Source organism: Aeromonas sp. TW 6 (assembly GCF_013168745.1).
Lineage (GTDB): Bacteria > Pseudomonadota > Gammaproteobacteria > Enterobacterales > Aeromonadaceae > Aeromonas > Aeromonas caviae.
This window is the reverse complement of the sequence record NZ_JABERS010000013.1, coordinates 29426-55783: the sequence shown is the minus strand read 5'-3', so window position 1 is coordinate 55783 and position 26358 is coordinate 29426. Positions and strand designations below refer to the sequence as shown.

Below are 26358 nucleotides of genomic sequence, written 5' to 3'. Positions count from 1 at the left end.
ATGCCGGTTACTGCTCGCCCAGGGTGAGCCGGGTGAGGGCCTCCACCCGTCGCCACTGACCGGGCTCGAACCAGCGTGCCAGGATCTCCGGCTGCTGGCTGACCCGGGCCTCGGCAGGCAGGGGCCTGATCTCGGCCAGATAGCCGGCCAGCTGCTGCTCGAACGCCTGCTGGCTCTCTGCCAACTGGTGCAACCGGTCTGCCGCCTCCGGTCCCAACTGTTCGCGCAGTGCGGCGTCACGCCCGGCTGCGGGGAGTTGATCCAGAGCCTGCAGATCGCCCAGCAGGCGGCTGTTGGCCTCCGCCTCCCGAAACCACTGGGGCTGCTCCGCCAGCCAGAGCTCCAGCTCGCTCGCCAGCAGCGGCTTGTCGGCATCGCTGGACTCCGCCAGCGCCTTGCGGCGCAGGGTCCACTGCTCCATCAGCCTGTCCTCGGCAAACAGCTGCTCCTGCTCGACCGGGGTGAAGCGCTGCCTGCGCAACTGTTCGCGCTCGTCGAACAGTTTCTGCAAGCTGGCGAGGCCCGGATCCGTCGGCACCGTCAGGCTGCCCTCGGCCGCGAGAAAGGCTTCATGGCGGGCCTGCAGCGAGCCCTTGTCCGACGGTGGTGCAGCCTGCCTGACCAGAGGGGAAGCGGGCCCGACATGTTGCGGCGAAGGGGCGGTTGCGTCAGCGGAGGGCCAATACTGCCAGTCCCCCAGCAGCAGGGCTGTCGCCAGCGGAGCAGCCATCAGCCATGCCCTGTTCATAGTCCCAGCCTCTGCAGGCGGTTGGCGTGCTGGCGATAGAGGTTGACCGGGTTGGTCTCGAACAGGTGGCGAATGCCGAACGACTGGTTCACCTCGTCCAGATGGTTCATGCGGTAGTGGGTGCCGATCACCTTGCCGAGGTGGCTGCTGCACACCCCGACCAGGCCGTCACTGGGCTCCTTGAAGAAGCTGCCGGTCAGCGCCAGCGCCGGATCCACCGGATCCAGGATGTTGGTCATGGTGCCGCGTCCGCTCCAGGAAAAGTAGTAGACCCCGTTGGCGGCCTGCATGGGCCCTTCGCCGCAATGCTGGCTCGGCAGCCCTTCCGGATAGCGCTGGTTGAAGCGCTGGGCGCCGGTGCTGGTGAGGGCGTCGAGGGCTGCGAGGGGATCCTGCGGCAGCTGGCTTCCCCCGGAGAGCAGCGAGATGACCCCGGACAGGGCCGAGGCGGCGGCCACCGCCAGACCTTCGGCCGCCGAGCCCGGCGTCACCTTGGCCCGCACCAGGTCGGCGATCTCCGAGCCATGGTTGACCCCGCCCACGCTGGTGGCGGAGGCGACCAGCTCGGGGGCGACCGAAGCGACGTAGCGAATGGTGGGGCCACCGTGAGAGTGGCCGATGAGGTTCACCTTCTCCGCCCCCGTGATGGCGAGCACCTGCTGCACCTGCTTGAGCAGCTGTTCACCGCGCAGCTCCGAGCTCTGGGTGGCGGAGACCTGTGCCACGTAGACCTTGGCGCCATCCCGGGTCAGGGCCTGGGGGATGCCGTAGAAGTAATCGACACCGAGCAGCTTGTCGAAACCGAACAGACCGTGCACCAGCACTATGGGGTAGCGGGTCTGGGTATAACCGGCCCCCTGACCCAGCATGGGCAGGGCGCACAACAGCATCAATAGCCATCTTTTCATCTTCACCGTCCTTGTGAAAAAACCGGCTGCACTCTGGTCGTCACCGGGGGTCGTCACCGGGCAGCCACCGGCCTCATGCCAGTACCGGCAGCATGGTGGCTGAACTCAAATGTATCTGTGGGTGGGATCACTAAACCGGGGATTGCAGAAAAACCCTACCCATATGGGCAAAAAAGGCGGCACCAACTATTCCTTGTGTCTGCCCATCAAATAAGTTAAATAATAATTATTATCATTTGAGTAGTCGAGTCATGACGGGAACCTGGGTGAAGGGATGGGTCGGTACCACCGGAGCGGACAGCAGCATGGCGCACTGGAAGGCGCAGACCCTGAGTGGCAACCGCCATTTCGATGCGGGGGAGTACGCCAGGGCGCTCGACTGCTATCAGCAGGCGCTGTGGCTTGCCCGCCAGCAGTTTGCCGACTGGCACGATGCCGACGAAGCGGTGGCGGCCCTGGTGGTGGCCCATCACAACCTGGCGGATCTGCTGGTGGCCATGACCCTGCCGGATCGGGCCGCCGACCTGCTGTGTCACATCCATGATTGCCTGCTGGCCACCAGCCAGTCCCCCACCAGTTCCGCTGCCCTGCGGGAGGCGGCTGTTCGCCACGCCCGCAGCACCCGTACCGAGCTGCTCGCCTTTCTGGGCAAACACGGTCATCACGACGGCATCCAGCGCAGCCTGGGTCAATGTTTGTGTCAGACCGGCTCTGCCCATCAACTGCATTGAGCCCAACAGGAGAGACAATGAACATGAGCCATACCCTGCCAGCCCTTCCTTACGCCTATGACGCGCTGGAACCCCATATCGATGCAAAGACCATGGAGATCCATCACAGCCGTCACCATCAGACCTATGTCACCAACCTCAATGCCGCCCTGGCCGATCTGCCGGAGCTGGCTGCCCTGCCGCTGGAGGCATTGCTTGCCCGTATCGACAGCCTGCCGGCCCAGGTTCAGGGGGCGGTGCGCAATCACGGCGGCGGCCACGCCAACCACAGCCTGTTCTGGCAGGTGATGAGTCCGCAGGGCGGCGGCGAGCCGGACGGCGAGCTGGCCGCAGCGATGGAGCGGGATCTGGGTGGGCTGGAGGCCTTCAAGCAGGCCTTTACTCAGGCGGCGCTGAGCCGTTTTGGCAGCGGCTGGGCCTGGCTGGTGGTCGATGGGCGCGGCAAGTTGCAGGTGGTGAGTAGCGCGAACCAGGACAGCCCCCTGATGGAGGTGCTCACCCCGATACTCGGGCTGGATGTGTGGGAGCATGCCTACTACCTCAAGTACCAGAACAAGCGTCCCGATTACATAGCCGCGTTTTACAACGTGATCGACTGGGATGAGGTGGCACGGCGTTACGTGGCGGCAAGGGCCTGATCGCCGGAAATACCGAGCCCAATGAAAGAGACCCGCCTGTTGGCGGGTCTCTGCTATTGAGGGGTCGGCGCGCTGCTGGCAGCCGGATTATCCACGGGTGTTGCTTCGCTCGGCACGGCTGCGCTGGTGGCTGTTGCCGCGCTCACGGCCGTTGCCTGCTTGGCCTTCGGCTGATGAGGGGGCGGTGCAATGGGCAGGCAGGGTTGGCTAGCCCCTATGGTGCTCAACGCCTGGCAGGGAACGGGAGCGCCGATGACGATGGGCTCGCCGAGGAACTTGGGTCCCTTGTCCAGCACGTAGAGGTCGAGCAGCCCCATCAGGCGGGCAAACACCTCGCGCACCCGGGTCTTGATGCCCTGATAGGCGCTGGGATCCACGGCGTTGAAGCCGACCGCCTCGATGCCGAAATGGCGGGCGATGAAGATGGCTCGCTCGTTGTGAAAGGCCTGGGAGACCACGGTGAAGTGGGCCTGACCGAACACCTCCTTTGCCCGCACGATGGAGTCCAGGGTCCGAAAGCCGGCGTAGTCGCTGTAGATGGCGCTGGCCGGAATGCCGGCCTGGATCAGGGCCCGCCGCATCTGGCGCGGTTCGTTGTACTGCACGGTGGCGTTGTCGCCGGAGACCAGGATGTAGTCCACCTTGCCGTTGTTGTAGAGCTCGGCGGCGGCCTTGATCCGGTATTTGAAGTAGTGGTTCGGGCTGCCGCCAATCAGGTATTTGGAGGTGCCGAGCACCAGGGCGACCCGGTTGTAGGGCACCGCGTTGACGTCGTCGTAGGTGTAGTGACGGGCGTCCGAGACGGTCCACTCGCTGTAGCCAAGCAGGGCGGCGATGGAGGCCAGCAACAGGCAGAGGCAGGCGAGCAGGATCTTGGCAAACTTCTTCATGCGCGGTGCGGTTCGGGTCTGAAGTAAGAGAAGACAGGGGGTCATTCTATTACAAGTTGTTGTGGCGCGTCAGGTTTGATGGCGGCGCAGGGGCTCACTCGGGCAGAGGTTGTCGCAGCGCGCGCCAGGATCCCGGGATTATCAAACGGCGCCATAAACAAGGGGCGGCCATGGCCGCCCCTTGTCATAGCCGTCTCGTTCTCAGTGGGAGGAGTCGTTGGCCTTGCACTCGTCGGAGTCCTTGCTGGCTTCCCACCAGGGCAGCAGCTCGCGGCCGAGCCACTGCTGGTAGGCCTCGCTGTCATTGGCAATCAGCTGGTCCAGCTCGGCTTCGAAGGCATTCATGGCCTGCTCTCGATCCGGGCCTCGCAGGGCCCGGGCCATGGCCAGCCAGCTGGCGCTGCGACCGGTCTCGTTCAGGAAGCGGTGCACCGTGTAGGACCAGGAGTAGACCATCTCGCCCCCCTTGTCGTAATCCAGATGCAGGATGTCGGCCAGGGTCGGACGATCGCTGGCCGGGCGGCCGGCGACGTTGTCCAGACCGCGGGCGAAGCACTGGCCGTGGGCGACGAACTCCGCCAGCCCTTCCGACCACCAGGTGGTGCGGTTGAGCGGGTAGTGGCCGAAGCTGCCGTACTGGTTGAAGCGGCCGTCCAGGTAGTGCACGTACTCGTGGCGCAGGTTCCACACCTGGAATGCAGGGCGCTTCCACTCCGCCTCGTAGGCGAAGAAGCGGGCCTGGTTGCCGGGGCGCGCCGGATCCCCTTCGAGGTAGATGCCGCCGTTGTCGGTGGAGACGCCGCCAAACAGAGCACTGCCGTAGCGTTTCCAGTCAGCGGAGGAGTCGAAGATCACCAGTTCCAGCGCCTCGTTGTGATCATCCGCCACCGGCTGCCAGCCGGTCTCCATCTGCTGGTGGAACTGCTGCTCTTCGGCACCCAGTTCACGGCAGATCCCCTCGGCCTGGCTCATGGTCAGATCCTGGGCCCGCAGGCGCAGGGTCGGCGAGCAGGTGTGCTCGAACGGCAGCACGTCCTCCACCCGGACAGGGGTGCAGAGCCCGGCGAAGTCACCGCTGATGCAGGCTTCGCTGGTGCGGTCCGTGTAGGTCAGGTAGTAGGTGGAGAGGGTCAGCGACATGTCTTCCAGCAGATCCTGGCTCTGCTGACCACCAGGGATCAGGTCGTGGTGGCGAACGAGGGCGATGACGGAGTCATCCAGCAGCTTGCGGTAGCCATCGAGCTCGTCCGGGCGGGTGTAGCGGGCGACCCGGTAGAGGCGGGTGTAGGCATCCAGCACGTTGTTGAGCAGGAACAGATCGGCGCCATCCCTTCCTTGCCACAACGCGAGCTCGCTCATGCCGAGGGCGTGCAGCTGCTTGCGCAGCTCGCCATCCTGCTGGCGGAAGTCGTTGGCGAAGGGGTCGCTGTAGTCGCTGGCGAAGTCGAGGAAGTTGAGCAGATCGAACAGACCGGTTGCCCAGGCGTGCTGACCGTTGATCTCGCTGGCATGGCGGGTGCTGTAGGCCAGCATCTGGTTGAACTCGCCGAGCAGGGTGCCAAAGCGGCTCTGCACTGCCGGGCTCTTGAACTGACCGTGCAGAGCGATGCTCCAGGCTCCCATGACGGCGCCTACTTCGTCGCTGGCCTGCTCCGGGAAGAGCAGCGGATGGGCACCGAGTGCCGTCAATGCCTCGGCCAGCGCCTCAGCAGCAGCCGGGCCGTCTTCCTTGTGCTTGCCGTAGTTGTGGTAGTTGTGGGCACGCACGTATTCCAGCAGCAGCTTCATGGCCGGATGGGCCGGCTGATTGGCCGCCAGCAGGCTCTGGATGCCGCGCGACACGGCCAGCAGCTTGGTGTCATCGTGACCATAGTTCTCCTGCCAGACCGGTGCGGGCTGGCCACTGGCATCCTGCACTATCTTGGCAGCTTCGGCGTCCAGCAGCTCGGTGCCCGGCAGATCCGGCTCGGAGCAGGCGCGGCCGTCGGCACGGCGACAGTCGAGCAGCTCTTCCTTGCTGGCCAGCACGATGGGGCGGTTGAGCACCCGGCTCTCCTGCCACTCGGTTGTCTCCGGCAGGGTCTGCCATTCGCTGCCCCCCACCGGGTATTGATAGCCGGTGTCCTTCAAGACCACCTGCACTTCGCTGCCAGCGGGCAGGGTTTGACGGCACACCCGGTAGCTGATGGTCTTGTCCCCTTCCTGACGCGTCTGGGGTTCATCGCACTCCTGCTGGGCCTTGATCTCGTCCAGCAACCAGGTGTACTGGCGCCAGACGTGCAGCTCGCTCACCTGCTTGGCGGCCTGGCTGCCCGCGATGGGCTGCAGGCGGAAGAAGATCTGCTCGAGGCGGCCATCCCGTTCATTGGGGGTCTCTTCCAGCACCTTCAATTGCTGCCAGTTTTGCGGCTGGTACTGCCATGCCTGCTCGGCGCAGCGACCTTCGGCGTTGAGCTCGCAGCGATCCAGCTCCTGCTCGCTGTGACCCAGGATGACCCGCTCAGCCAGCGGCAGACGATCCTGACGCGGCGCGGTCGGGGTGCCCGCCAGCGGCTCCCAGCGGCCCTGCTTCATGCCGTAGCCATAGTCATAGCTGCTGGCCGGGACGGCCTTGCCGGCCGGTACCACCTCTTCACAGCTGAGGTAGCGGATCTGCCAGCCCTGCTCGATCTTGAGTTGCGGCTCGCCGCACTGCTGCTCTGCCAGCGCAGCCAGGTTGGCATCGCGCCAGTCGAAGCGGCGATACACCCTCAACTGCTGATAAGGGGCGTCGCCGCTGCGGGCGCTCAGTTCAAAGGTCACTTCGGTGAGACGATCCCCCAGCTGACGGCTGGATTCGCCTTTGAGTTGATACTGTTGCCAGTCGGAGGGGGAGTAGTTGGCCAGCGCCGAAGTGGCGAGCAGGCCTGGGGCTGCCAGGAGCAGCAGCCGGGGAGAGAGGTGCTTCATCATGATCCCTTTGGTGGATGGAGAGGCGTGGGGACCAGAGAGGGTATTGGGCTCCAAAGGAATATCAATTGGCCAGATGGCGCAGCGAAATGATGTATTCGGGAGCAAACAACATAAAAACAGCCCCAAAGGGGGCTGTGTTGATAGCAAGGACTCCGCCCCATATGGGGGAGGCGTCACTCCTCTTGTCGCAAGCTGCGGGCGAGCAGGGTGCGGGAGGGTTTCAGATTGCCGCCGAGATCCGGCCAGGGATGCCACTGGTCCGGCACCATGAAGCCGGGTAACGACAGCCTGATCCAGGCGGCCAGCTCGGCAGATGGTGCCGGTTCGCCGTGCCAGTCGATGAAGGCGGCGGGCCTATGCCCCCACTCGTCGCTCGGCACCGGCACCACCAGGGCCTGGGCCACGGCGGGGTGATCCACCAGCCGCTGCTCTATGGTCTCGGGCTGGATGTTCTCCCCTCCCGAGATGAAGAGGTTGTCGAGCCGCCCCTCCACCACCAGATCGCCCCCCGGAGTGAGGCGGCCCTTGTCCCGGGTGTGGAACCAGCCCTCTTCATCGAGGGGGCGCACCAGCTCGCCTTCCCTGAAATATCCGGCAAACAGGGTCTCACCGCGCACGCAGATCTCCCCCTGGCGGATGCAGACCTCCCGCCCCGGCAGCGGGCGACCCACCACGCCGGCGGCGCAGGGTTGCCCGGTGCAGACCTGGCTGCCCATCTCGGAGAGGCCATAGCTCACCTTGGGCTCCAGCCCCAGAGCGGTCAGCCGGTTGACCAGGGGCGCCGGGATGGCGGCGCCCCCGAGCAGCAGCTCTCGCACCCGGGTGCGGGATGGGTCGAAGCCCTGTGCCAGCAGGCGCCAGAGCTGGGTCGGCACCAGCGAGAGGTGGGTGATGTGCTGATCCTCGAGCCGCGCCTTGAGGGGCCGGGTGCGATCGTCCAGCACCAGGGCGGCTCCCGCCAGGAAGACCCGAAACAGGATGGCGTAACCGCCGACGTGAAACAGTGGCAGGGAGAGCAGCCAGCCGCAGGCTTCGTCCAGGGGGATCAGGGTGGCGGAACCCCGGGCCGAGGCGAGGTGGTTGGCGAGGCGGTGGACCACCGCCTTGGGGGTACCGCTGGATCCCGAGGTGAGGATCATGTTGTTCGGCTGGTCGGGTACCAGCGGGAACTCCCCATCTGCGGCCAGCTCGCCCGTGAAGTCGAGGCTGAGGGCTTGCCAGTCGCCCGCCGGGATCTCGCCTGCCGACCAGAATGCCCGGGCCTCGAGCTGGCTCGCCAGTTCGCTGTGTCTGGTTGCCGGAAAGGCGGGATTGAGGGGGCAGAAGACGATGCCGCTGCGCACGCAGGCCCAGGCCAGCAACACATCCTCCAGGGCGCCGCGCACCACGGCGGCGAGATGATCTCCCCGTTCCAGCCCGGCCCGGGCGAGCTGATTGCACAGGCTGTTGAGGCGCAGGTCGAGGCGCTGGTAGCTAAGAGGCTCCCCGCTGTGGATGGCAATACGATGAGGGGCCTGTGTCGCCCAGCGTCGTACCGGGCAGGTTTCCTGCCGTGGGATCTGACGGGTCACCATGGGTCAGTCACGGTGAAACAGGGGGTCCATCCTGCCCGGATCGGGTTGTCCCTGCTTGTCCAGCAGATCCCTGGCCAGCCAGCGGCGGGTATCGAGGCCAGGGGCCTGATCCGGCGCCCACTCCCCCGCGAGGCGGGCGAGCTGACCGAGGCCGAGACCGGACTCGAAACAGGAGGAGACGATCACCTTGAGCTTCAGTTCGCGAGCGCGGGCCACCAGGGCCTCGCTGTTGGCCAGGGCGCCGAGCAGGGTCGGCTTGAGCACCAGGGCGCGCAGTTGCGGGATGGGCTCCCAGGGCTTGCCCTGGGCCAGCAGTTCGTCCAGCGCCACCGGCATGCCGGTGCGGCTGGCGACGAAGGCGATGTCCTCGAAGTCGGCGCACAGATCTTCGAGGTATTCGATGCGATTCGGATCCAGGTGGCCGCAAAAGGCCCAGGCCTCCTCGCGGGTCCAGCCCTGGTTGGCGTCCAGGACCAGCTTGAGGTTGGGGCGCCGATCGAGCAGTAGCCGGATTAGCGCCAGCTCGTCGCGCATGGGGTAGCGGGCCACCTTCAGCTTGGCCTTGAGGGGGGTCTCGTGCAGCCACTGCTTCCAGTTCTTGAGCAGCTCCTGGGGGGAGCCCTGGATCAGCGGATAGGGCTCGGGCAGGGGGGCACCCTGCTCGGGCCAGCTACGACGGGCGCAGTCGAGCCCGAACTGCACCGAGGGCAGCTGTGGCGTCGGGGTCTGTCCCCGCGCCAGCTGCGCCAGACAGTCGAGGGCCTCGGCCTGGGCGTCGGCCAGGGTCTCTTTGGAAAATCCTGGCAGGGGGGCTATCTCCCCCCAGCCATCGTCGATGCGTACCAGCAGGCCCTCGCGCGCTACCTGCAACTGACCGTGAAAGGCCAGGGGCTGGGTAAAGGGCAGTTGGTAGCGGTAGAGGGCGAGTGTCATCAGGGATTCCGCTTGTATTTGGAGAAGTCGGGACGGCGTTTCTCGTTGAATGCGTTGCGCCCTTCCTGACCCTCTTCGGTCATGTAGAACAGCATGGTGGCATTGCCTGCCAGCTCCTGCAAACCGGCCTGGCCGTCGCAGTCGGCGTTGAGGGCCGCCTTCAGGCAGCGCAGGGCCATGGGGCTGTGTTGCAGCATCTCGCGGCACCAGCGCACGGTTTCACGCTCCAGCTCGGCCAGGGGCACGACGGTGTTGACCAGCCCCATGTCGAGGGCCTGTTTGGCGTCGTAGAGGCGGCAGAGGAACCAGATCTCCCGAGCCTTCTTCTGGCCGACGATGCGGGCCATGTAGGAGGCGCCCCAGCCGCCGTCGAAGGAACCCACCTTGGGGCCGGTCTGGCCGAACTGGGCGTTGTCGGCGGCGATGGTCAGGTCGCACATCATGTGCAGCACGTGGCCGCCACCGACGGCGTAGCCAGCCACCATGGCCACCACGGGTTTGGGGCAGGTACGGATGTCACGCTGGAAGTCGAGCACGTTGAGGTGATGGGTGCCTTCATCGTCCTTGTAGCCACCGTAGTCGCCGCGGATCTTCTGGTCGCCGCCGGCGCAGAAGGCCTTCTCGCCGAAGCCTGTGAGGATGATGGAGCCGACCTTGTCGTCGTAGCGGGCATCGGCCAGGGCTTGCAGCATCTCTTTCACGGTGCGGGGGCGGAAGGCGTTGCGCACCTGGGGACGGTTGATGGTGATCTTGGCAATGCCCTCTGGGGACTTGTGATAGAGGATGTCCTCGTAACCGGCGGAGCAGTCGTGCCACTCGACAGGGGCATAGAGCTCGGCTTCCGTCATTGCTTCAATCATGGATCTTCTCTTCTGGTTGGTGAGCCCACTCCCGCAGGAGCCGGGCAAAGGTATCGGGCTGGCTTGTGTGCAGATTGTGTCCGCCATCCAGAGCCAAGTGTTTGATATTGCAGCCTTGCTTGACCAACTGGCAAGCGAGGGCATGGAATTTGTGATCCCGGTTGCCTGAGACCCACTGCACCGGCAGCCGGGTATCCCGAAGCCAGGGGGCGAGAGCCGGCTGCCGCCCCAGGGACGTGGCCCTCAGCATGGCGGCCATGGCCTTGCCGTCGTTGCCAAGGCGGCGTGCGGCCTGGCGGGTGCGGGCATCGTCGTCCAGGTCGGCGAAGACGCCCTGGCGGTACCAGTCGGCAAGCACCCGGGTCAGAGGCTCGCACTCGAAACGCCGGGCCCAGGCTTCATCGTGAGCGATGCGGGCCGGACGTTCCCCGGCAGGCAGCCCGGGGTGGCAGTTCTCCAGCAGCAGGGCCTGCAACCCCGCCGGGGAGTGGCTGGCGTGATGAAGCGCGAGCCGCCCCCCCAGCGAATACCCCACCAGCCGGTAGTGGGCGATATCCAGCGCGGCCAGCTCGTCGCAGAGCCAGCGATGGGCCTCGTCAAAGCCGCTCACCCGCAGTGCCCGGTTGCGGCCGTGGCCCGGCAGATCCAGGGCATGGCACGGGACGCCGGGCAGGGCCTGGATGACAGGTCGCCAGTCGTCGGCGTCCCCCAGCAGGCCGTGCAGCAGCACCAGCGGCACGGCGGGATCAGAGACCACGGATAGCGGCTCCCAGTGCTTTGAGATCCTCGGCGACTTCACTGCTCGGTACCTTGATTTCAATCAGGGTTACCCCGTTTTTCAGGGCTGCGGCATAGTCCTGCTCAAATGCGTCGAGGGTGGTGGGGGCCCGGTAGTGCAGGCCGAACATGGCGGCGGCGTGCTCGAAGTGCAGGCCGTGGGGCAGGCAGTAGTAGGTCTCCAGCAGGGCGTCCTGGGTGGGCACAGGCAGCATGCGGAAGATGCTGCCGCCGTCGTTGTTGAGCAGGATCACCACCAGGGGGCGGCTCCCCTTGCCGAGCAGCGCCAGGCTGTTGAGGTCGTGCAGGGCGCTGAGATCCCCGAGCAGCAGGGTGGTGGGCTCGCGACTGTCAGGCGGGACCGACTGTGCGAAGCCGTATGCGGTGGCGATAAGGCCATCGATGCCGGAGGCGCCGCGGTTGGTCATCACCCGGCTGGGGCCCTTGCCCACCTCGCCCAGCATGTCCATCAGCCGGGCCGGCATGCTGTTGCCGACGAACAACTGACCCTGGATGAGCTGATTCAGGCGGTGGCACACCCCGAGCTCCGAGAAGCGATCACAGGCGGTGCGGATCTGCTGGCTGATAGCCTGCTGGCGCGCGGCCAACTGGTGCCAGGGCTGCTGCGAATGGGGGATTGGATGGGTAGCCGCAAAGGCGGCGGGGTCGCACACCAGGCGACGGCGCAGCCGGTAGTCGGGGTCGAGGCGTGCCGGCTGCGGGTCCACCAGCCAGTAATCCTGCCAGGGGTGTTGTTTGATGAACTGGCCGAGGCGCTTGGAGATGAGGCGGGCGCCGAATTGCAGCAGTACCTCGGCGCGGGCCAGCTCGGCCACGAAGTCGCTGTGTTGCAGGGCGAGATCCGTGTGGACGAGGTTGCGATCATCGAAGCGGATCTGGCTTTGCAGATCTGCCAGCAGGGGCCAGCCGAGGCGGTCGGCCAGCTCGGCCACCGCCTTGCCTTGCACCGGATCCTGGATGCGTCCGGCGACGATGACACCGCGCTTGCCCTTCAGCTCCTCCCAGTCCGGCTGGGCGGGGCAGCCCGGCTCGCCCGCCAGCCAGGGGCTCCAGGGCTTGGCCGAGTGCAGCCAGTCGCCGAGAGGCGCCAGGTAGTCGGCAAAGTCCAGGTAGGTATCGCCGGGATAGAGGGGCTCGGGGTACATGCAGTTGAAGTGCACCGGCCCCGGGGTGTGCGCCTGTCGGGCCAGGGCCTGATCCACCGAGCTCAGCACGAAGGCCGCCGGAATGGCGGGAGTGGGGCTCGGCAGATTTTGCTGATAGACGGGGTAGCGACCGAAGATCCCCGGCTGATCGATGGCCTGGTTGGCCCCGTTGTCGATGAGCTCGGGTGGCCTGTCGGCAGAGAGAATGATGAGCGGGACCCCGGTGAGCTGGGCTTCCGCCACCGCGGGCCAGAGGTTGGCCACCGCGGTGCCCGAGGTCATGATCACCGCCACCGGGCGGCCGCTCCCCTTGGCCAGCCCCAACGCCATGAAGCCCAGACCCCGCTCGTCGAAGTGCAGATGGCGGCGAAAGCCCGGGTGGGCTGCGGCGGCCATGGTGAGCGGCGCCGAGCGGGATCCGGAGGCCAGGGCGATGTCACGCACGCCGAGGCGAAAGAGCTCTTCCAGCAAGAGGGAGGACCAGACATGGTTGAAGGTGGCGTGATGGCTGGCAAAGGCGTGATGCGCGGACACGTGGCTGGCGGACATGAAGCTCTCGCAGTGAGGAGTCGGTAAGAAACGCTATCCCAGCAGGGAGAGCACGTTGGCGATCTTGTTGTCGAGTTCGGCCCACTCGGCGGCGGGCTCCGATCCCGCCACTATGCCGGCACCGGCGAACAGGCTGATGCGCGGGCCCCTGATCCGGGCGCTGCGAATGGCGACGGAGAACTCCGAGGTCTCCCGGCTCAGCATGCCACAGGCACCGGCATACCAGCCGCGATCATGGGGCTCGCATTCACGGATGAAGGCGAGCGCCGCCTCGCGGGGGGCGCCCCCCACGGCGGGGGTGGGGTGCAGGGCAGCCAGCAGTTGCCAGTCGCAGACGCCGGGTTTGAGCTCGGCCTCGATGTCGCACTTGAGGTGTTGCAGCAGCCGCAATTTCAGAATGCGCGGCTCGGTCAGGGTGGCATCGGTCGTGAGGGGGGCCAGGCGGCTGAGAATGTCGGCGTGAACCAGCCGGTTCTCCAGCCGGTTCTTGCTGTCGGCCAGCAGCTCGGCGGCCAGGGCCGCGTCGGTCGCCTCATCCCCGGAACGGCGAATGGTGCCTGCCAGCGCCTCGGTAAAGAGGTGGCCCTTCTCCCGGCGGTAGAGGCGCTCGGGGGAGCAGGAGATGAAGCTCTGCTCGGGGGAGAACTGGAAGCCGAAGTGGAAGCACTCCTGGGCGTGGCGGGCCCACTGTGTCAGCAGGGACCAGGGGCAGAGGGGCGCATCGTGCGCCTCGCTCTGGAGCAGGCTCTCCCGCGACAGCACCACCTTGGGGGTGCGGGCCTGGAAGTCGGGGGCCGTGACCTGCTCCACCAGGGTCTGCCACTGGGCAGGGCCCGGCAGGTCCTGGCGCTGCCATGGCCGCTTTTGCAGGGCGGGCAGAGGGGCCTCGGGTTGCAGGGCATCGAGCGCCGCCTCGGCGGCGCAGAGTTCGGCTTCGAATGCGTGACCCTCTTCCCGAGCGGGCAGCCAGAGATTGAGGCAGAGGCTGGTGCACTCCCCCCGGCGTACCAGTTCGATACGGGGCAGCACGAAGCGGCAGGGGCCAAAACCCTGCCAGCCGGGCAGATCCGGGTCGAACGCCAGGCCACCGTAGTAGCGAGGGCTGTCTTCACTGGCCGTGCCGGCAAGGTCGCAGACCCGCTGGATATCCTCCGGCCGCGTCAGCTCGTGGATGGCGCCAAGCGCCACGTACTCCGGGCTCTGTTGCCCTCTGGCGTGCCAATAGATGCGGGGGTAGAGCGTCTGGGCCGCCAACCAGCCGGGAAAGACGTCGACGTGAGCGGCCACGCGCAGTCGCACGAAACCGCTGACAGTGCTGTGACGCAGGGCGTCCAGTTGTTGCTTGAGGTGGGTCTGAGCCAACATGGATGTCTAGTCTGAGCCGGATAATCGCGATCGCTCCGGGGGAGGATGGCGCAGGTTGATGCCAAAGGGCGACGATTTCCTATATATTATCTGCCCATTCGTCCATGTAAATTGCCCGGGGGAGCCGACGCCCCCGCGCAGCCAAGTATACCTAAATCCGGTTCGATAACCCTTAACACGATCAATATCTGATTGTTTGGCCATCACAATATGACAAATACCTTCTCTGTTTGGTTGCTGGCGGCGCGTTTGCGAACACTGCCCCTGGCGTGCTCCTCCATCTTGCTGGGCTCGGGGCTGGCAGCCAGCCGGGGAGCGTTCGACGGCACCATCATGGGACTCTCCCTGCTGACCGCCATCCTGCTGCAAATTCTCTCCAATCTGGCCAACGACTATGGCGATGCGGTCTCCGGTGCCGACAACGGGGAGCGGATCGGTCCCCAGCGCGCCGTGGTTTCCGGCCTCATCACCCGGCACCAGATGTGTGTGGCCATGGGGCTGACCGCCCTGGCGGCCGTGGTGAGCGGCCTCTCCCTGCTGGTCTGCGCCTTCGGGGAGGCGTGGCAGCAGATCCTGACGTTCATCCTGCTGGGGGGAGCGGCCATCGTCGCGGCCATCACCTACACGGTGGGCAAGAGCCCCTACGGCTATCGCGGCTTCGGGGACATCTCGGTATTCCTGTTCTTCGGCCTGCTGGGGGTGCTCGGTTCCTACTACCTCTTCACCCATAGCCTGGAGTGGGACCTGTTGCTGCCCGCCACCGCCTGCGGCCTGCTGGCGACTGCCGTGCTCAACATCAACAACGTGCGGGACATCGAGACCGATGCCGCCAGCGGCAAGATCACCCTGGCGGTGCGCCTTGGCCGCAACCGGGCCATCGCCTATCACTGGGTCTTGCTGGGGGCGGCGCTGCTGGCGACCATCGCCTTCCTGCTGACTCAGCCTGCGAGCCTCTGGCCCTGGATCTTCCTGCCCGCCATGAAGCCCCTCACCGATGCCGCCCGCACCCTGCGAGAGAGTTTCGATGGCGAGGTGCTGACCGGCGCCCTCAAGAAGACCGCCATCAGCGCATTTCTGTTCAGCCTGCTGCTCTCCGCCGGGCTGGCGCTCACCTGAGGCCGACGCGTTTGGCAATGAAAAGGGCTCCCGAATGGGAGCCCTTTTTGCTGATGTGTCGACGCGTTGTTGTTTCATCAGACCGATGTGATGATCGAAAGGGGAGGAGCATGCCGCCAGGCGAAGGATGATGCCAGGTGATGCAGACGACGAGGGCCCCCGACAGGGAGCCCTCGTGTGCATGAGGCGTGCTTGCCCCGAGGTCAGCTTGCCTGGGCCACGGCCGGGCGGCGAGAGAAGAAGAGACTGTCCAGCAGCCAGATGGCGACCATGGAGGCCCCCACCAGCGGGAAGCAGATCCCGAGCACGACCAGCACCGCGATGGCACCGCCCATGGGAGGCAGCTTGGCGGGCAGGGGCGGGGCGGCGAGGCGACCACTGGGACGGCGGCTCCACCAGATCCAGAGCCCGCTCACCGAGCTTGCCAGAATCATCAGGCAGATGAGCAGCATGACGAGCTGGTGCGGCCAGCCGTAGAGCTTGCCCATGTGCAGCATGACGCCGGTTTCCACCGTCTTGGCGACCGGGCCGTAATCCTGCCAACGCACGTCGACCAGCACCTTGCCGCTGTATTGGTCGATGTGCAGGGTGGCATCGTTGCGGGGATCATCGGCAAAGATGGCGATGGTATAGACGCCGGTTTCACCGACCGGGGGGGTGATGCTGTAACCCGGGCTGACCCCACGCTCGCTGGCGATGTCGACCACCTGTTGCAGCGGAATGCGATGGCTGGCCATGACCATGCCCTCGTGTCCGCCGCCATGGGTCATGGCGCTGTGATCATGGCTCTCTGCCGTGGGTTGGGAGCTCGGCATGGGCAGGGTCTCGGCCCCCCAGGAGACGGTCTGTTCGTGAGCCTGGTTGAGGCTGCGGGTGAGGGGGGCCGACTTGGGCACCTCGTTCCACATGGCCGCAGGGAAGCGGTTCCAGACGTCGGCGAACTGGCCGCCCCAGAAACCGGTCCAGGTCATGCCCGTCAGCAGCAGCAGCAGCAGGAAACCTGCGCCCCAGAAGCCGACCACGGCGTGCAGATCACGCCACCAGAGACGGCCGCGCTGGTGCATTCTCGGCCAGAGGATGCCTCCCACACCCGGTCCCTTGCGGGGCCACCAGAGATAGAGTCCGCTGACGAGGAGCACGATTCCCCAGCCTGCGGCCAGCTCGATCAGGCGATCACCCGTGGTGCCAAGCATCAGCTCCGCATGGAGAGCGCGCGCCACCGCCTGCAGGTTCCACTTGTTGTCCATGGTACCGAGCAGGGCGCCGTTCGCGGGATCCATGAAGAGGGTCAGCTCCTGCCCTTCACGCATCACGACTATCTGGGCGCTCGCGTCCGCTGCCACCGGGGGCAGGTATTTGCGCAGACTGGCGTCCGGCATGGCGATGGTTGCCGTGGCCAGCAGCTGGTCGGCACTCAGGGTCTGGGTGGCGGGCGTCACCTTCATCAGCTGGGGGTAGAGCAGGTTGTCCAGCTGCGGCTTGAACAGGTAGACGATGCCGGTGAGGGAGAGCAGGATCAGGAAGGGGGCGACGAAGAGACCAGCATAGAAATGCCAGCGCCAGATCCGTTGGTAATAACTTGCGTCTTGTTGCTTCATCGTTGTTCCCTGGGTGAACGCCAAAAGGTTTCAGTAGGTGGAATGTTTTGAGTGGCGCGGATAATAGCAGCAACGTTTTGTTAACTGCAACAGAACATGTCGAAGAAATGTACATTCCGCCACCGGGGTAAAAACGGGGGTTGAATGGCGCTTTCCGTTCACAATGCGGGGAGCTTCATGGACTTTTCGGGGATAAATTCTTACTTTGTGGCAACACAGGGCATATCAGCCGCAGCGAAGGACTCAAGGCAGGAGGTGAACGTGCAAGCACACGGCCATTTTGAGATGCAGCGACAAGGGCAACTGCTGATCTGTCGGCCGAGCGGCCCTTTCAACCTGGCAGGCGCCATGGCCTATGAGGGCAAGTTCAGCCAACAGATAAGCCGTTTGCAGGGAGCCCCCTGGGGCATCGTCGAGGTCGCGACCGAGTTCGAGGCCGCCGGCCCCGAGGTGTTGGCCCGTTTTCGTCGCCAGTTCAACTGGTGCGCCACCCATGGCTGCGCCTTTCTGGCAGTGGTCATGATCGGGGATTTCAAACGTTATCTGGCGGATCACGTCTTCAGCGAGCTTCCCTTTCAGGAGGTGCGCTATTTCGAGGAGGAAGCGCAGGCCATCCACTGGCTGACACAGCGCCTCGAGGGGCTGCAAGGCAAGGAGACCCACGTCAGCACGGGTTGAACTTCCCGTTCATTCCAGCCTGATGAACCACTTGTCCCGCTCGTCGAGGCAGTCTGGCTCCCCCATCTCGAATTCACGGCAGATAAGCGGCCGCACCTCGTAGATGCGACACATCATGGTGTTGCGGTCGAGGGCGGCGCACCAGCCATCTTCCAGTCTGTGCATCACGGGCACTTCTCCTTCCCGCTCCTCGATATAGCGGTCCGGCACGCCGGTGTCGGTGAAGAGCATCACCTCGAGGCGGCAGCAGCAGGCTTCGCAGTTCTGGCAGCTCACATCGCTCTGGATTGCTTGGGTCATGTCACCTGTCTTGCCGCATGGCGGCGAATGATATGAAACAGGCGCCTGTCAGGCGCCTGTGGTCTGGCCGGGAGTGTGAAATACCTTAGCCCAGTTTGCGGGCACGGTAGCTGCGCCCCTTGATCTTGCCTTCCTGCAACCGCTTGAGGGCGGCGCTCGCCACCTGGCGCTTCACCGCCACGTAGGAGTACTGCTCGGAAATCTGGATCTTGCCTACATCGGCCCCGGCAATGCCGCCTTCGCCAGTCAGGGCGCCGAGGATGTCACCGGCACGCACCTTGCTCTTGCGGCCCGCATCGATGGAGAGGGTCACCATCTGCGGCGCGATCGGCTTGATGTCGCGGCCGATCCCGGCCAGGTCGCCCTGAGGAATGGGGGCCTGCTGGTACTCCTCGATGAAGTTGACGCGCTGGGCCTCGTTCGGCTGGTAGAGGCTCAGGGCCAGGCCCTGCTGGCCGGCGCGGCCGGTACGGCCGATGCGGTGCACGTGCACCTCGGGGTCGTAGGTCAGCTCGTAGTTGATGACGGCCCCCAGCTCCTTGATGTCGAGGCCACGGGCCGCCACGTCGGTGGCGACCAGTATGGTGGCGCTGCCGTTGGCGAAGCGCACCAGCACCTGATCCCGCTCACGCTGCTCCAGATCGCCGTTCAGCGCCAGCGCCGAGAAGCCCTTGGCGGCCAGGTGATCGGCCACGTCGTTGCAGGCGCGCTTGGTGTTGCAGAACACCACGCAGGAGCTCGGCTGGTAGTGGCTGAGCAGCCAGGTGAGGGCATCGAGGCGCTGGCCGGCCGGCACTTCATACAGCTTCTGTTCGATGGCGCTCTCTTCGTGCAGGGACTCTACGCTCACCTCCACCGGGTTGCGCTGCACGCCGCGGCTCATCTGGGCGATCCCTTCCGGATAGGTGGCGGAGAAGAGCAGGGTTTGCCGGTCCCGCGGGGCGTGGCTGATGACGCGGTTGATGTCTTCGCCAAAGCCCATGTCCAGCATGCGATCCGCTTCGTCCAGCACCAGCGTCTTGAGGTCGTCGAGCGCAAGGGTGCCCTGCTCCAGGTGCTTGAGGATCCGGCCCGGGGTGCCGACGGCGATGTGGGCGCCAAAGCCCAGGGTGGCGGATTGCGGTGCGGTCGGGGTGCCGCCGCACAGGGTCACCAGCTTGACGTTGGGCAGGGTACGGGCAAGACGGCGGATCTCGGTGGCCACCTGATCCGCCAGCTCGCGGGTCGGACAGAGCACCAGCGCCTGCACGGCCAGTCGGTTGACGTCCAGCTTGGCCAGCAGACCCAGGCCGAAGGCCGCGGTCTTACCGCTGCCGGTTTTCGCCTTGGCGATCAAATCTTTGCCGTCGAGCACCAGGGGCAGGCTCTGGGCCTGGATCGGGGTCATCTGCAGATAGCCCAGGCTGGCGAGGTTGTCCTGCAGGGCGGAGGAGAGGTTCAGGCTGCTAAATTCGCTGTTGTTCACAAAAGGACTCTATATCGGAAAACCAGAAATGGGGGTGCGCGGTGCGCAAGGGGGCGCATCATACCAGAATGTGCCGCCGGATGCGGTGAATATTTGAACGGTTGGCGTCATGGGTTGCCGATGGAGGCTTCTGTCTGCGTTGGCGGGCTTGCGGTATGTAAAAAGAGCACAATGGAACAGGGTGGTCATGGCCAGATCATGATGAATGACGAGAAAACGTTTTTAATTAAACATGTCGTGGTGATGATGAGTCATCGGAGGATGCCATATGGGATATGGCCGTTATGAAATATATATACGAATGAGGAATAAAATTAACGAAAGAGCATAACTTATTGTTTTTGATTTATTTTTAAACTTCCCCAATGAAGATTAATAATCATGTGCCTTGGCAATTAATTTAAAAACGTTTGTATTATTTCGCATGCATATTTTTACCGCGGATTGTGATGACTCTCTGATTTTTAAATATGCAGTTCTTTATGATGGCGCCGGTCAAAAATAACAATTCAATGGGTGCTACTGGTATGGAATACGTTCATTTCGTGCTCGGACTCGTGATGGTCCTGGCATTGGCGTTGCTGGCAAACCGCCGCAACTGGAAACAGATCAAGCTGCGTTACATCGGCCAGCTGCTGGTGGTCGAGCTGGCGCTCGCCTGGTTCATGCTCAACTCCGAAGTGGGTCTGGCGGTGGTGGGTGGCTTTGCCGCCGGCTTCACCAAGCTGATGGAGTTTGCCAAGCAGGGGACCGACTTCGTGTTCGGCGGTCTGGTCAACGAAGGGGCCTTCTCCTTCTTCCTGATGGTGCTGATGCCTATCGTCTTCATCTCCGTGTTGATCGGCATTTTGCAGTACATCCGTCTGCTGCCCATCGTCATTCGTGGCATCGGCACCGTGCTGGCCAGGATCAACGGCATGGGCAAGCTGGAGTCCTTCAACGCCATCAGCTCCATGATCGTCGGTCAGTCCGAGAACTTCATCGCCCTCAAGAACATACTGCCGCACCTGAACGAGAAGCAGATGTACACCCTGGCGGCGACGGCCATGTCCACCGTCTCCATGTCCATCGTCGGTGCCTACATGCAGCTGATCGAGCCGCGCTACGTGGTGGCCGCGCTGGTACTCAACATGTTCAGCACCTTCGTGGTGCTTTCCCTCATCAACCCCTACGAGCCCGACAACACCGTGACCGATGCCAAGGCGCTGGCCGAGGGTGACGAGCACCATACCCCGAAGAAGGAAAACTTCTTCGAGATGCTGGGGGAGTACATCATGGCCGGTTTCACCGTGGCGGTGATCGTCGGTGCCATGCTGGTGGGCTTCATCGCCCTGATCGCCCTCATCAACTACCTGTTCGAGGCGGCGTTTGGCGTCAACTTCCAGCACGTCATGGGCTACATCTTCTATCCCGTTGCCTGGATCCTGGGCATCCCGGGCAGTGAAGCGCTGCAGGCCGGCTCCATCATGGCGACCAAGCTGGTGACCAACGAGTTTGTGGCCATGATGGATCTGGGCAAGATTGCCGCCGAGCTCTCCCCGCGCACCGTCGGCATCCTCTCCATCTTCATGGTGTCGTTCGCCAACTTCAGCTCCATCGGCATCATTGCCGGTGCGGTGAAGGCGCTCAACGAAGAGAAGGGCAACATGGTTTCCCGCTTCGGTTTGAAGCTGGTCTATGGCTCCACCCTGGTGAGCCTGCTCTCCGCCGTTATCGCCGGTGTGATGATCTAGGTCCTCCCCCCGCGCTGCTCATGACGACCCCCTGCCTTGGCAGGGGGTCTTTTTTTGGGCAGATGAGCGGGTGAACAGAGGAGGGGACTGGTCGGCAGCCCGGCCATCAAGCGCGGGGGTCTTCCACCTTGATGTTGGCGGGGACCCGCTTTTTGCCCAGCACCATGGCGCGGACCAAATCGCTGCGGGTGAGGCGATCGGTCAGGAGTACCACTGCCGCATGGACGCCAACGGCGGCCATCAGGGTGTTGGCGATGATGCCGTGCAGCTCCTCCAGCCACTCCTCGCCCCAGAAGGCATCCCAGGTGGTGAGCCAGCCGGTGACGACGGTCCCGACCAGGGACAGCAGCAGCAGCCAGATCATCAGGGAGCCGACCGGATTGTGGCCGAGGTAGTAGGGGTGGCGCCCCTGGGCGAGCTGGCGCAGGTAGTAGCGGACCCGGGCAGGGGTTGGCCACCACTGGCCGAAGCGGGCGTAATAGGGGCCGATCAGCCCCCACAGCAGGCGGATGATGAGCAGGATGCCCACCGCGTAGCCAGCATATCTGTGGGGTTTGCTGCCCTCTTCCAGCACGAAGAAGTTGAGCAGGCAGAGGGTGACGGTCGCCCAGTGAAACACCCGGATGAGGGGATCCCAGACTTTCACTTCAGAGGCAGGTGTCATGGCAAGGCTCCATGGTGGGGGCCGGGGGAAGACCGGCCGGGGCGGCGTTACTCGTCGATCTCTTCTTTCACCTTTTTCAGGTCGGTCGGGTCGAAGTAGATCTCGACCTTGCGCTTCTCCTTGTCCCAGCCGTAGATCTCGTAGCAGCCGGTCTTGGTGGCCTTGAACTTCTTGATGTCGTAGCCCATCGCCTTGATCTGCTGCTGGGCGTCGGCTTCGCTCATCCACTTGCTCTTGTCGGCCTGGGTGCATTGGGGGTCGGCCAGGGCTGCGCCGCTCAACAGGGGGATCAGTAACAACAGGGGGGTTAGTTTCATTGCTTGCTCCTTGCGGGTGGTTGGGTCAACAGTCGCAAGGCTAATCAAGGAGCATTAAGGAAGAATTAAGGGAAAAGGGAAATGAATGGCTCTCCCCGGCGGTGGGCCGGGGAGAGGGTGATCAGCTCAGCTTGCCCCTGACCAGCCACTTGTCCAGCGCATTGGCGAAGCGCTGCTTGTCGGCGGCGTTGAAGGGCGCAGGGCCACCGGTCTGGACGCCGGCAGAGCGCAGCTCCTCCATGAAGTTGCGCATCCCGAGCCGTGCCTGGATGGTCTCCCGGGTGTAGATCTCGCCCCGGGGATTGAGCGCCTCGCCCCCGGCGTCGATGACCCAGGAGGCGAGGGGAATGTCGCCGGTGATCACCAGGTCGCCTGGCTTGACCTGCTGGGCGATGACATGATCTGCCACATCGAAGCCCTTCTCCACCTGCTGGGTCTTGATGAAGGGGGAGGGGGGGACTCTGAGTCCCTGGTTGGCCACTAGCGTGGTCACCACCTGGGCGCGGTGGGCGGCGCGGTAGAGGATCTCCTTGACCGGGATGGGGCAGGCATCGGCATCAACCCAGATGGGCATGGCATGGCTTCCTGTGTCTGGAACGGGTGGCGCATCTTAGCATGGCTGGTGCGGGGCGGCTGCCCCGGGGCTGAGTCGTCCCCGCCTTTGGTGTAAGCTGGGGCCTGCACATGAAACGAGAAGGAGACGAGATGGATCGGGTGCCCGGTGACGTGATTTATGGCCTGACCCTGGACGGCAAGGGGGGCATGACCCCGCTGGCCGAAGGTAGCGAGATCCCCGGTGCCCAGCCCGGCTGGCTGCATCTGGACTACGGCAACCCGGAGTCGGCGCGCTGGCTGCTGCAGACGCCGCTGCTGGGGGAGGCGGCCCGGGAGGCCCTGCTCGGCCAGAGCAATCGTCCCAAGCTGGTGCGGATGGGGGAGACGGTGCTGCTGATCCTGCGCGGCATCAACCACAACAAGGATCACAGGCCTGAAGAGATGGTGGCCCTGCGGATCTTCATCACGCCGGATCTCATCATCAGCAGCCGACGTCGTCCGCTGCTCTCCGAGAAAGATGTGTTCGAGCAGCTGTCGCTGGGGGGCGGTGCCGACACTCCCGCCGACTGGCTGGTGGAGATATGCGACGCCCTGACCGACCGGGCCGGGGAGTTCGTCGAGGAGCTGCACGACCAGATCCTGGATCTGGAAGAGATGGTGCTGATGCGCGACCTGCCCGCCAACGGTCGGCTTGCGCGCATCCGCAAGCAGCTCATCATGATCCGTCGCTACCTCTCCCCCCAGCGGGATCTGGTGGCGCGCCTGGCCAACGAGAAGATCAGCTGGCTGGACGAAGATGACAGGCGACGCCTGCTCGACATCGCCGACCGCTTGCGGCGCTGGCTCGACGATCTGGATGCCGGGGTGGCGCGCACCGCCGTGCTGGCGGACGAGATCAACAACCTGATGGCGGAGGCGACCAACCGCCGTGCCTACCAGATGTCGGTGATGGCGCTGCTGTTCCTGCCCGCCAGCTTCCTGACCGGCCTGTTCGGCATCAACCTGGGGGGGATCCCCGGGGCCGAGAGTCCGACCGCCTTCTGGGTGTTCTGTGGCTTCCTGCTGGTGCTGGCGACCGGACTGGCGGTCTGGCTCAAGCACAGGCGCTGGTGGTAAGGAGTGAACATGACGACATGGGAATCTTTTGGCGTGACCCTGCTGCTGTTGCTGGGGCACACCCTGGTGCGCGGCCTCATTCACAAGAGCCTGATGGCCCTTGGCCAGAGCCGGCAGGTGAGCGAGAATCGGGTACTCTACGTGGAGCACGTATTCCACTTCCTGCTGGGCTGCGCCACCCTGCTGATCCTGGCCGGGGTCTGGGGGCTCGACTTCTCCCGGCTGGTGGTGCTCGCCTCCTCCTTCTTCGCGGTACTGGGGGTCGCCATGGTGGCCCAGTGGTCGATCCTCTCCAACATCACCGCCAGCATTACCATCTTCTTCGCCTTCCCCTACAAGATTGGCGATCGCATCCGCATCCTCGACAAGGATGACTCCGTCACCGGCATCATCACCGAGATCGGCCTCTTCTACGTGCGGGTGCGGGATGACAACGGCGATCTGGTCACCTATCCGGCGAACCTTATTCTGCAAAAGCCGGTGAGGCGGCTGGAGGGAAAGGAGGCTGAGCCTACGCAGCCGGAATGAGAAAAGGCTCCCTCGGGAGCCTTTTTCGATGGCTGTTCAGCGTTCGAAGAAGCGGTAGAGGTGCTCGACCTGGACGGGGCAGTCGGCCACCAGGTGGATGTGGTCCCGTGCCTCCTCGGTGGACGAGAAACTCATGGGGCACCCCAGGGTGTCCGTCATCACGTAGAGGTGGCCGTCCTGCCCCCTGAACTCCACGATCCAGCCGGGGGAGACGATGTCGTGCATGATCTCCGCCTCCTTGAACCTGTGCTGCTGGTGAAGCGCGCGCAATTCACTGACTGTCATGACTTCCTCCTATGACTCATGGCGCCACCCTCAAGTCTAGTTCTCCTTCCCGGTGGCGCCGTCATCGGATCAGGGCGCCGTCACCCCCTCCCGGGGTGGTTGCAGGGCGATCAGCAGCTCTCCGGGCAGCGGCGTGACAGGGCCGGTGACCACCCTGGGTCTGGCCTTGGCATCCAGCACGAACAGAGGAATGGCGCCGGGATTGGCCTCCTGATACTGGTCCCAGTCGAAGGTGTCGCTCAGGCGGGTCGCCTTGATCTGCCCGCCCCGACTCAGCAGGCCGCTCAGCCTGGCGAAGTTGATGTCGGCGCCGAACAGGTTCTGGCGGGCACGGAAGGTGGCGCTCTCCCGGTTGGCCTTGCCGTGTTGTTCGCTGGAACGCAGGGAGTGGACCTTCTCCTCCCCGTAGAGGTGGGCGAAGTGCAGTACCCCGAGGGCGTTGTTGTGGCGGCTGGGAGAGAGCGCCAGCACGGTGCTGATGCTGGTGAGGGGCAGGTGCCGCTCGGCGTGCTCCGACTGGGGGTTGCCGAAGTAGCAGGGCAGGCCGCTCATGCGGGCCAGCTTGCAGTGCTCCCAGGCAGGATCGGAGAGCTGCACCTGGATCCCCTGATCCGCCAGCGCCTTGCCGATGGCCCGGGCCACCGAGTTGGCGCCGATGAGCAGCCAGACATTGGGGGCGCTCTGGCGCATGTCGAGCAATCTGGCCAATGGCGTGGCCGTCAGGCTCTGCAGCACCACGGTGAAGATGATGACCGCAAACACCAGGGGCACCAGCTTGTCGGCATCCTCAATGCCGGCCTCGTGCATGCTGATGGCGAAGGAGGCGCTGACCGCCGCCGCCACTATGCCCCGGGGGGCTATCCAGGCGAGCAGGGCGCGGGCGCGCCAGGGCAGGTCCGACCCCCGGGTCGAGACCAGGATGCAGAGCGGACGGGCCACGAACTGCACCACGCACAGCAGGGCCAGCACCATGGGGCCGAGCTGCCAGAGCTGGGCCAGATCGAGGCGGGCCGCCAGCAGGATGAAGAGGGAGGAGATGAGAATGACGGCGAGATCCTCCTTGAAGGCCAGCACCTCCTCCAGATCCAGCCCCTCCTGGTTGGCGAGCCAGATGCCGAACACCGTCACCGCCAGCAGGCCGGATTCGTGACTGAGCCAGTCAGACAGGGTGAAGGTCACCAGCACCAGCGCCAGTACCCCGAACTTGTGCAGGCTGACCGGCAGCCAGTCCTTGCGGATGAGCAGGGTGGTGAGCCAGCCGGCACCGACCCCGATGAGCGACCCCACTCCCACCGTCTTGGCCAGGGCCAGCAGGGTATGACCGACCAGATCTCCCTGGCTGCCGAGGCGCACCGCCTCGAACACCAGTACCGCGAACAGGGCGCCGATGGGGTCGATGACGATCCCCTCCCAGCGCAGGATCTTGTCCACCTCCCGGACCGGGCGGATCACGTTGAGCATGGGGGCGATCACCGTGGGGCCGGTCACTACCAGCACGGCGCCGAGCACCATGGCGACACGCCAGTCCAGCCCAAGCAGGAAGTAGCTGGCGGCGCCGATGACGGCAAAGCTGGTCACCATGCCGGTGGAGCAGAGGTTGCGTACCACCTTGCCGATCCCCTTGAGTTCGGTCAGGTGCAGGGTCAGCGCTCCTTCAAACAGGATGATGGCGACCGAGAGGGAAACCAGGGGAAACAGCAGATCCCCCAGCAACTGATCGGGATCGAGCAGACCGGTCACCGGGCCGAGCAATAGGCCGCTCAGCAGCAGGAACAAAATGGCGGGAACGCGCACGGACCAGGCAAGCCATTGGGCGAGCAGGGAGATGAGGGCTATTCCGGCGAGGGAGAGAGCAATCATGCCAACCTCGTACAGGTGATGGGGTTGGACCTAGTGTAGCGGGGAAGGGGGG

General features: G+C 64.7%; 25 protein-coding genes. 7 read left to right on the top strand and 18 right to left on the bottom strand.

The features are described from left to right. Nucleotides 1–7 precede the first annotated feature (7 nt). Complete coding sequence (locus HKD46_RS08655; RefSeq protein WP_171865264.1) at nucleotides 8–748, bottom strand: lipase secretion chaperone; 741 nt, start codon at nucleotides 746–748, stop codon at nucleotides 8–10. Continuing rightward, the gene (locus tag HKD46_RS08650; RefSeq protein WP_151027224.1) at nucleotides 745–1656 is read right to left on the bottom strand and encodes a triacylglycerol lipase; all 912 of its coding nucleotides are present in this window, start codon (nucleotides 1654–1656) and stop codon (nucleotides 745–747) included. The genes HKD46_RS08655 and HKD46_RS08650 overlap by 4 nt, the downstream gene beginning before the upstream one ends. A gap of 305 nt (nucleotides 1657–1961) precedes the next feature. On the opposite strand from HKD46_RS08650, the gene HKD46_RS08645 reads away from it, so the two are divergent. Further along, the gene (locus tag HKD46_RS08645) at nucleotides 1962–2387 is read left to right on the top strand and encodes a hypothetical protein (RefSeq protein ID WP_029313599.1); all 426 of its coding nucleotides are present in this window, start codon (nucleotides 1962–1964) and stop codon (nucleotides 2385–2387) included. 23 nt (nucleotides 2388–2410) lie between these two features. Further along, complete coding sequence (locus HKD46_RS08640; protein ID WP_171865296.1) at nucleotides 2411–3025, top strand: superoxide dismutase; 615 nt, start codon at nucleotides 2411–2413, stop codon at nucleotides 3023–3025. Nucleotides 3026–3078: 53 nt separating this feature from the next. Here the strand turns inward: HKD46_RS08640 and HKD46_RS08635 are convergent, their stop codons facing one another. From HKD46_RS08635 to HKD46_RS08600, 8 genes are all read right to left on the bottom strand, one after another. Next, nucleotides 3079–3960, bottom strand: coding sequence for a vancomycin high temperature exclusion protein (locus HKD46_RS08635; RefSeq protein ID WP_103259414.1), 882 nt, complete (start codon nucleotides 3958–3960; stop codon nucleotides 3079–3081). Nucleotides 3961–4116: 156 nt separating this feature from the next. After that, nucleotides 4117–6864, bottom strand: coding sequence for a collagenase (locus tag HKD46_RS08630; protein WP_171865262.1), 2748 nt, complete (start codon nucleotides 6862–6864; stop codon nucleotides 4117–4119). Nucleotides 6865–7040: 176 nt separating this feature from the next. Next, the gene (gene menE / locus HKD46_RS08625) at nucleotides 7041–8441 is read right to left on the bottom strand and encodes an o-succinylbenzoate--CoA ligase (protein WP_103243808.1); all 1401 of its coding nucleotides are present in this window, start codon (nucleotides 8439–8441) and stop codon (nucleotides 7041–7043) included. Nucleotides 8442–8444: 3 nt separating this feature from the next. Next, nucleotides 8445–9374, bottom strand: a complete 930-nt coding sequence (gene menC, locus HKD46_RS08620; RefSeq protein ID WP_041212276.1) for an o-succinylbenzoate synthase — start codon at nucleotides 9372–9374, stop codon at nucleotides 8445–8447. Beyond that, entirely contained in the window at nucleotides 9374–10234 is an 861-nt protein-coding gene (gene menB, locus HKD46_RS08615; RefSeq protein WP_039039779.1) for a 1,4-dihydroxy-2-naphthoyl-CoA synthase, read from the bottom strand. Before menB ends, menC begins: the two co-directional genes overlap by 1 nt. Beyond that, the gene (gene menH, locus HKD46_RS08610) at nucleotides 10227–10991 is read right to left on the bottom strand and encodes a 2-succinyl-6-hydroxy-2,4-cyclohexadiene-1-carboxylate synthase (RefSeq protein WP_052815629.1); all 765 of its coding nucleotides are present in this window, start codon (nucleotides 10989–10991) and stop codon (nucleotides 10227–10229) included. The genes menB and menH overlap by 8 nt, the downstream gene beginning before the upstream one ends. Further along, nucleotides 10981–12726, bottom strand: a complete 1746-nt coding sequence (gene menD / locus HKD46_RS08605; RefSeq protein WP_052815630.1) for a 2-succinyl-5-enolpyruvyl-6-hydroxy-3-cyclohexene-1-carboxylic-acid synthase — start codon at nucleotides 12724–12726, stop codon at nucleotides 10981–10983. The genes menH and menD overlap by 11 nt, the downstream gene beginning before the upstream one ends. A gap of 33 nt (nucleotides 12727–12759) precedes the next feature. After that, complete coding sequence (locus tag HKD46_RS08600) at nucleotides 12760–14091, bottom strand: isochorismate synthase MenF (protein ID WP_043154006.1); 1332 nt, start codon at nucleotides 14089–14091, stop codon at nucleotides 12760–12762. A gap of 210 nt (nucleotides 14092–14301) precedes the next feature. On the opposite strand from HKD46_RS08600, the gene HKD46_RS08595 reads away from it, so the two are divergent. Continuing rightward, the gene (locus tag HKD46_RS08595; protein ID WP_029313608.1) at nucleotides 14302–15207 is read left to right on the top strand and encodes a 1,4-dihydroxy-2-naphthoate polyprenyltransferase; all 906 of its coding nucleotides are present in this window, start codon (nucleotides 14302–14304) and stop codon (nucleotides 15205–15207) included. A 203-nt stretch (nucleotides 15208–15410) separates the two neighbouring features. Here HKD46_RS08595 and HKD46_RS08590 read toward each other — a convergent pair whose 3' ends face one another. Then, the gene (locus HKD46_RS08590) at nucleotides 15411–16805 is read right to left on the bottom strand and encodes a PepSY domain-containing protein (RefSeq protein WP_161470174.1); all 1395 of its coding nucleotides are present in this window, start codon (nucleotides 16803–16805) and stop codon (nucleotides 15411–15413) included. Nucleotides 16806–17090: 285 nt separating this feature from the next. On the opposite strand from HKD46_RS08590, the gene HKD46_RS08585 reads away from it, so the two are divergent. After that, nucleotides 17091–17483: a hypothetical protein gene (locus HKD46_RS08585; protein ID WP_185219242.1), complete on the top strand. Its 393-nt coding sequence runs from the start codon at nucleotides 17091–17093 to the stop codon at nucleotides 17481–17483. A 9-nt stretch (nucleotides 17484–17492) separates the two neighbouring features. On the opposite strand, the gene HKD46_RS08580 is transcribed toward HKD46_RS08585, so the two are convergent. Continuing rightward, complete coding sequence (locus HKD46_RS08580; protein WP_039039772.1) at nucleotides 17493–17783, bottom strand: YkgJ family cysteine cluster protein; 291 nt, start codon at nucleotides 17781–17783, stop codon at nucleotides 17493–17495. 85 nt (nucleotides 17784–17868) lie between these two features. Next, complete coding sequence (dbpA, locus tag HKD46_RS08575; protein ID WP_103259421.1) at nucleotides 17869–19248, bottom strand: ATP-dependent RNA helicase DbpA; 1380 nt, start codon at nucleotides 19246–19248, stop codon at nucleotides 17869–17871. A 527-nt stretch (nucleotides 19249–19775) separates the two neighbouring features. Here dbpA and HKD46_RS08570 point away from each other — a divergent pair. Then, entirely contained in the window at nucleotides 19776–20981 is a 1206-nt protein-coding gene (locus HKD46_RS08570; RefSeq protein WP_041214374.1) for a NupC/NupG family nucleoside CNT transporter, read from the top strand. A 106-nt stretch (nucleotides 20982–21087) separates the two neighbouring features. On the opposite strand, the gene HKD46_RS08565 is transcribed toward HKD46_RS08570, so the two are convergent. The 3 genes from HKD46_RS08565 to HKD46_RS08555 form a co-directional block, all read right to left on the bottom strand. Continuing rightward, the gene (locus HKD46_RS08565; RefSeq protein WP_103259422.1) at nucleotides 21088–21645 is read right to left on the bottom strand and encodes a cytochrome b/b6 domain-containing protein; all 558 of its coding nucleotides are present in this window, start codon (nucleotides 21643–21645) and stop codon (nucleotides 21088–21090) included. Nucleotides 21646–21692: 47 nt separating this feature from the next. Then, nucleotides 21693–21962, bottom strand: coding sequence for a PepSY domain-containing protein (locus tag HKD46_RS08560; protein ID WP_010672753.1), 270 nt, complete (start codon nucleotides 21960–21962; stop codon nucleotides 21693–21695). Between the two features lie 121 nt (nucleotides 21963–22083). Continuing rightward, nucleotides 22084–22536: a YaiI/YqxD family protein gene (locus HKD46_RS08555; protein WP_039039769.1), complete on the bottom strand. Its 453-nt coding sequence runs from the start codon at nucleotides 22534–22536 to the stop codon at nucleotides 22084–22086. 131 nt (nucleotides 22537–22667) lie between these two features. Between HKD46_RS08555 and zntB the strand changes: the two genes are divergently transcribed. Continuing rightward, nucleotides 22668–23633: a zinc transporter ZntB gene (zntB, locus tag HKD46_RS08550; RefSeq protein WP_171865294.1), complete on the top strand. Its 966-nt coding sequence runs from the start codon at nucleotides 22668–22670 to the stop codon at nucleotides 23631–23633. Between the two features lie 9 nt (nucleotides 23634–23642). Next, nucleotides 23643–24161: a mechanosensitive ion channel domain-containing protein gene (locus tag HKD46_RS08545; RefSeq protein ID WP_052815684.1), complete on the top strand. Its 519-nt coding sequence runs from the start codon at nucleotides 23643–23645 to the stop codon at nucleotides 24159–24161. 36 nt (nucleotides 24162–24197) lie between these two features. Here HKD46_RS08545 and HKD46_RS08540 read toward each other — a convergent pair whose 3' ends face one another. Continuing rightward, on the bottom strand, nucleotides 24198–24446 hold the full coding sequence (locus HKD46_RS08540; protein WP_010672757.1) for a hypothetical protein: 249 nt from the start codon (nucleotides 24444–24446) through the stop codon (nucleotides 24198–24200). 69 nt (nucleotides 24447–24515) lie between these two features. Then, on the bottom strand, nucleotides 24516–26306 hold the full coding sequence (locus tag HKD46_RS08535; protein ID WP_171865260.1) for a sodium:proton antiporter: 1791 nt from the start codon (nucleotides 26304–26306) through the stop codon (nucleotides 24516–24518). Nucleotides 26307–26358 lie beyond the last annotated feature (52 nt).

Coding starts and splice junctions, on each gene's coding strand:
- zntB (WP_171865294.1), top strand. CDS start 22,668: ATGGATCGGGTGCCCGGTGACGTGATTTATGGCCTGACCCTGGACGGC.
- HKD46_RS08640 (WP_171865296.1), top strand. CDS start 2,411: ATGAGCCATACCCTGCCAGCCCTTCCTTACGCCTATGACGCGCTGGAA.
- menE (WP_103243808.1), bottom strand. CDS start 8,441: ATGGTGACCCGTCAGATCCCACGGCAGGAAACCTGCCCGGTACGACGC.
- menD (WP_052815630.1), bottom strand. CDS start 12,726: ATGTCCGCCAGCCACGTGTCCGCGCATCACGCCTTTGCCAGCCATCAC.
- HKD46_RS08540 (WP_010672757.1), bottom strand. CDS start 24,446: ATGACAGTCAGTGAATTGCGCGCGCTTCACCAGCAGCACAGGTTCAAG.
- HKD46_RS08560 (WP_010672753.1), bottom strand. CDS start 21,962: ATGAAACTAACCCCCCTGTTGTTACTGATCCCCCTGTTGAGCGGCGCA.
- HKD46_RS08635 (WP_103259414.1), bottom strand. CDS start 3,960: ATGACCCCCTGTCTTCTCTTACTTCAGACCCGAACCGCACCGCGCATG.
- HKD46_RS08630 (WP_171865262.1), bottom strand. CDS start 6,864: ATGAAGCACCTCTCTCCCCGGCTGCTGCTCCTGGCAGCCCCAGGCCTG.
- menC (WP_041212276.1), bottom strand. CDS start 9,374: ATGACACTCGCCCTCTACCGCTACCAACTGCCCTTTACCCAGCCCCTG.
- HKD46_RS08570 (WP_041214374.1), top strand. CDS start 19,776: ATGGAATACGTTCATTTCGTGCTCGGACTCGTGATGGTCCTGGCATTG.
- HKD46_RS08595 (WP_029313608.1), top strand. CDS start 14,302: ATGACAAATACCTTCTCTGTTTGGTTGCTGGCGGCGCGTTTGCGAACA.
- HKD46_RS08645 (WP_029313599.1), top strand. CDS start 1,962: ATGGCGCACTGGAAGGCGCAGACCCTGAGTGGCAACCGCCATTTCGAT.
- HKD46_RS08600 (WP_043154006.1), bottom strand. CDS start 14,091: ATGTTGGCTCAGACCCACCTCAAGCAACAACTGGACGCCCTGCGTCAC.
- HKD46_RS08585 (WP_185219242.1), top strand. CDS start 17,091: ATGCAGCGACAAGGGCAACTGCTGATCTGTCGGCCGAGCGGCCCTTTC.
- HKD46_RS08555 (WP_039039769.1), bottom strand. CDS start 22,536: ATGCCCATCTGGGTTGATGCCGATGCCTGCCCCATCCCGGTCAAGGAG.
- HKD46_RS08535 (WP_171865260.1), bottom strand. CDS start 26,306: ATGATTGCTCTCTCCCTCGCCGGAATAGCCCTCATCTCCCTGCTCGCC.
- HKD46_RS08565 (WP_103259422.1), bottom strand. CDS start 21,645: ATGACACCTGCCTCTGAAGTGAAAGTCTGGGATCCCCTCATCCGGGTG.
- HKD46_RS08650 (WP_151027224.1), bottom strand. CDS start 1,656: ATGAAAAGATGGCTATTGATGCTGTTGTGCGCCCTGCCCATGCTGGGT.
- HKD46_RS08590 (WP_161470174.1), bottom strand. CDS start 16,805: ATGAAGCAACAAGACGCAAGTTATTACCAACGGATCTGGCGCTGGCAT.
- menB (WP_039039779.1), bottom strand. CDS start 10,234: ATGATTGAAGCAATGACGGAAGCCGAGCTCTATGCCCCTGTCGAGTGG.
- HKD46_RS08580 (WP_039039772.1), bottom strand. CDS start 17,783: ATGACCCAAGCAATCCAGAGCGATGTGAGCTGCCAGAACTGCGAAGCC.
- HKD46_RS08545 (WP_052815684.1), top strand. CDS start 23,643: ATGACGACATGGGAATCTTTTGGCGTGACCCTGCTGCTGTTGCTGGGG.
- HKD46_RS08655 (WP_171865264.1), bottom strand. CDS start 748: ATGAACAGGGCATGGCTGATGGCTGCTCCGCTGGCGACAGCCCTGCTG.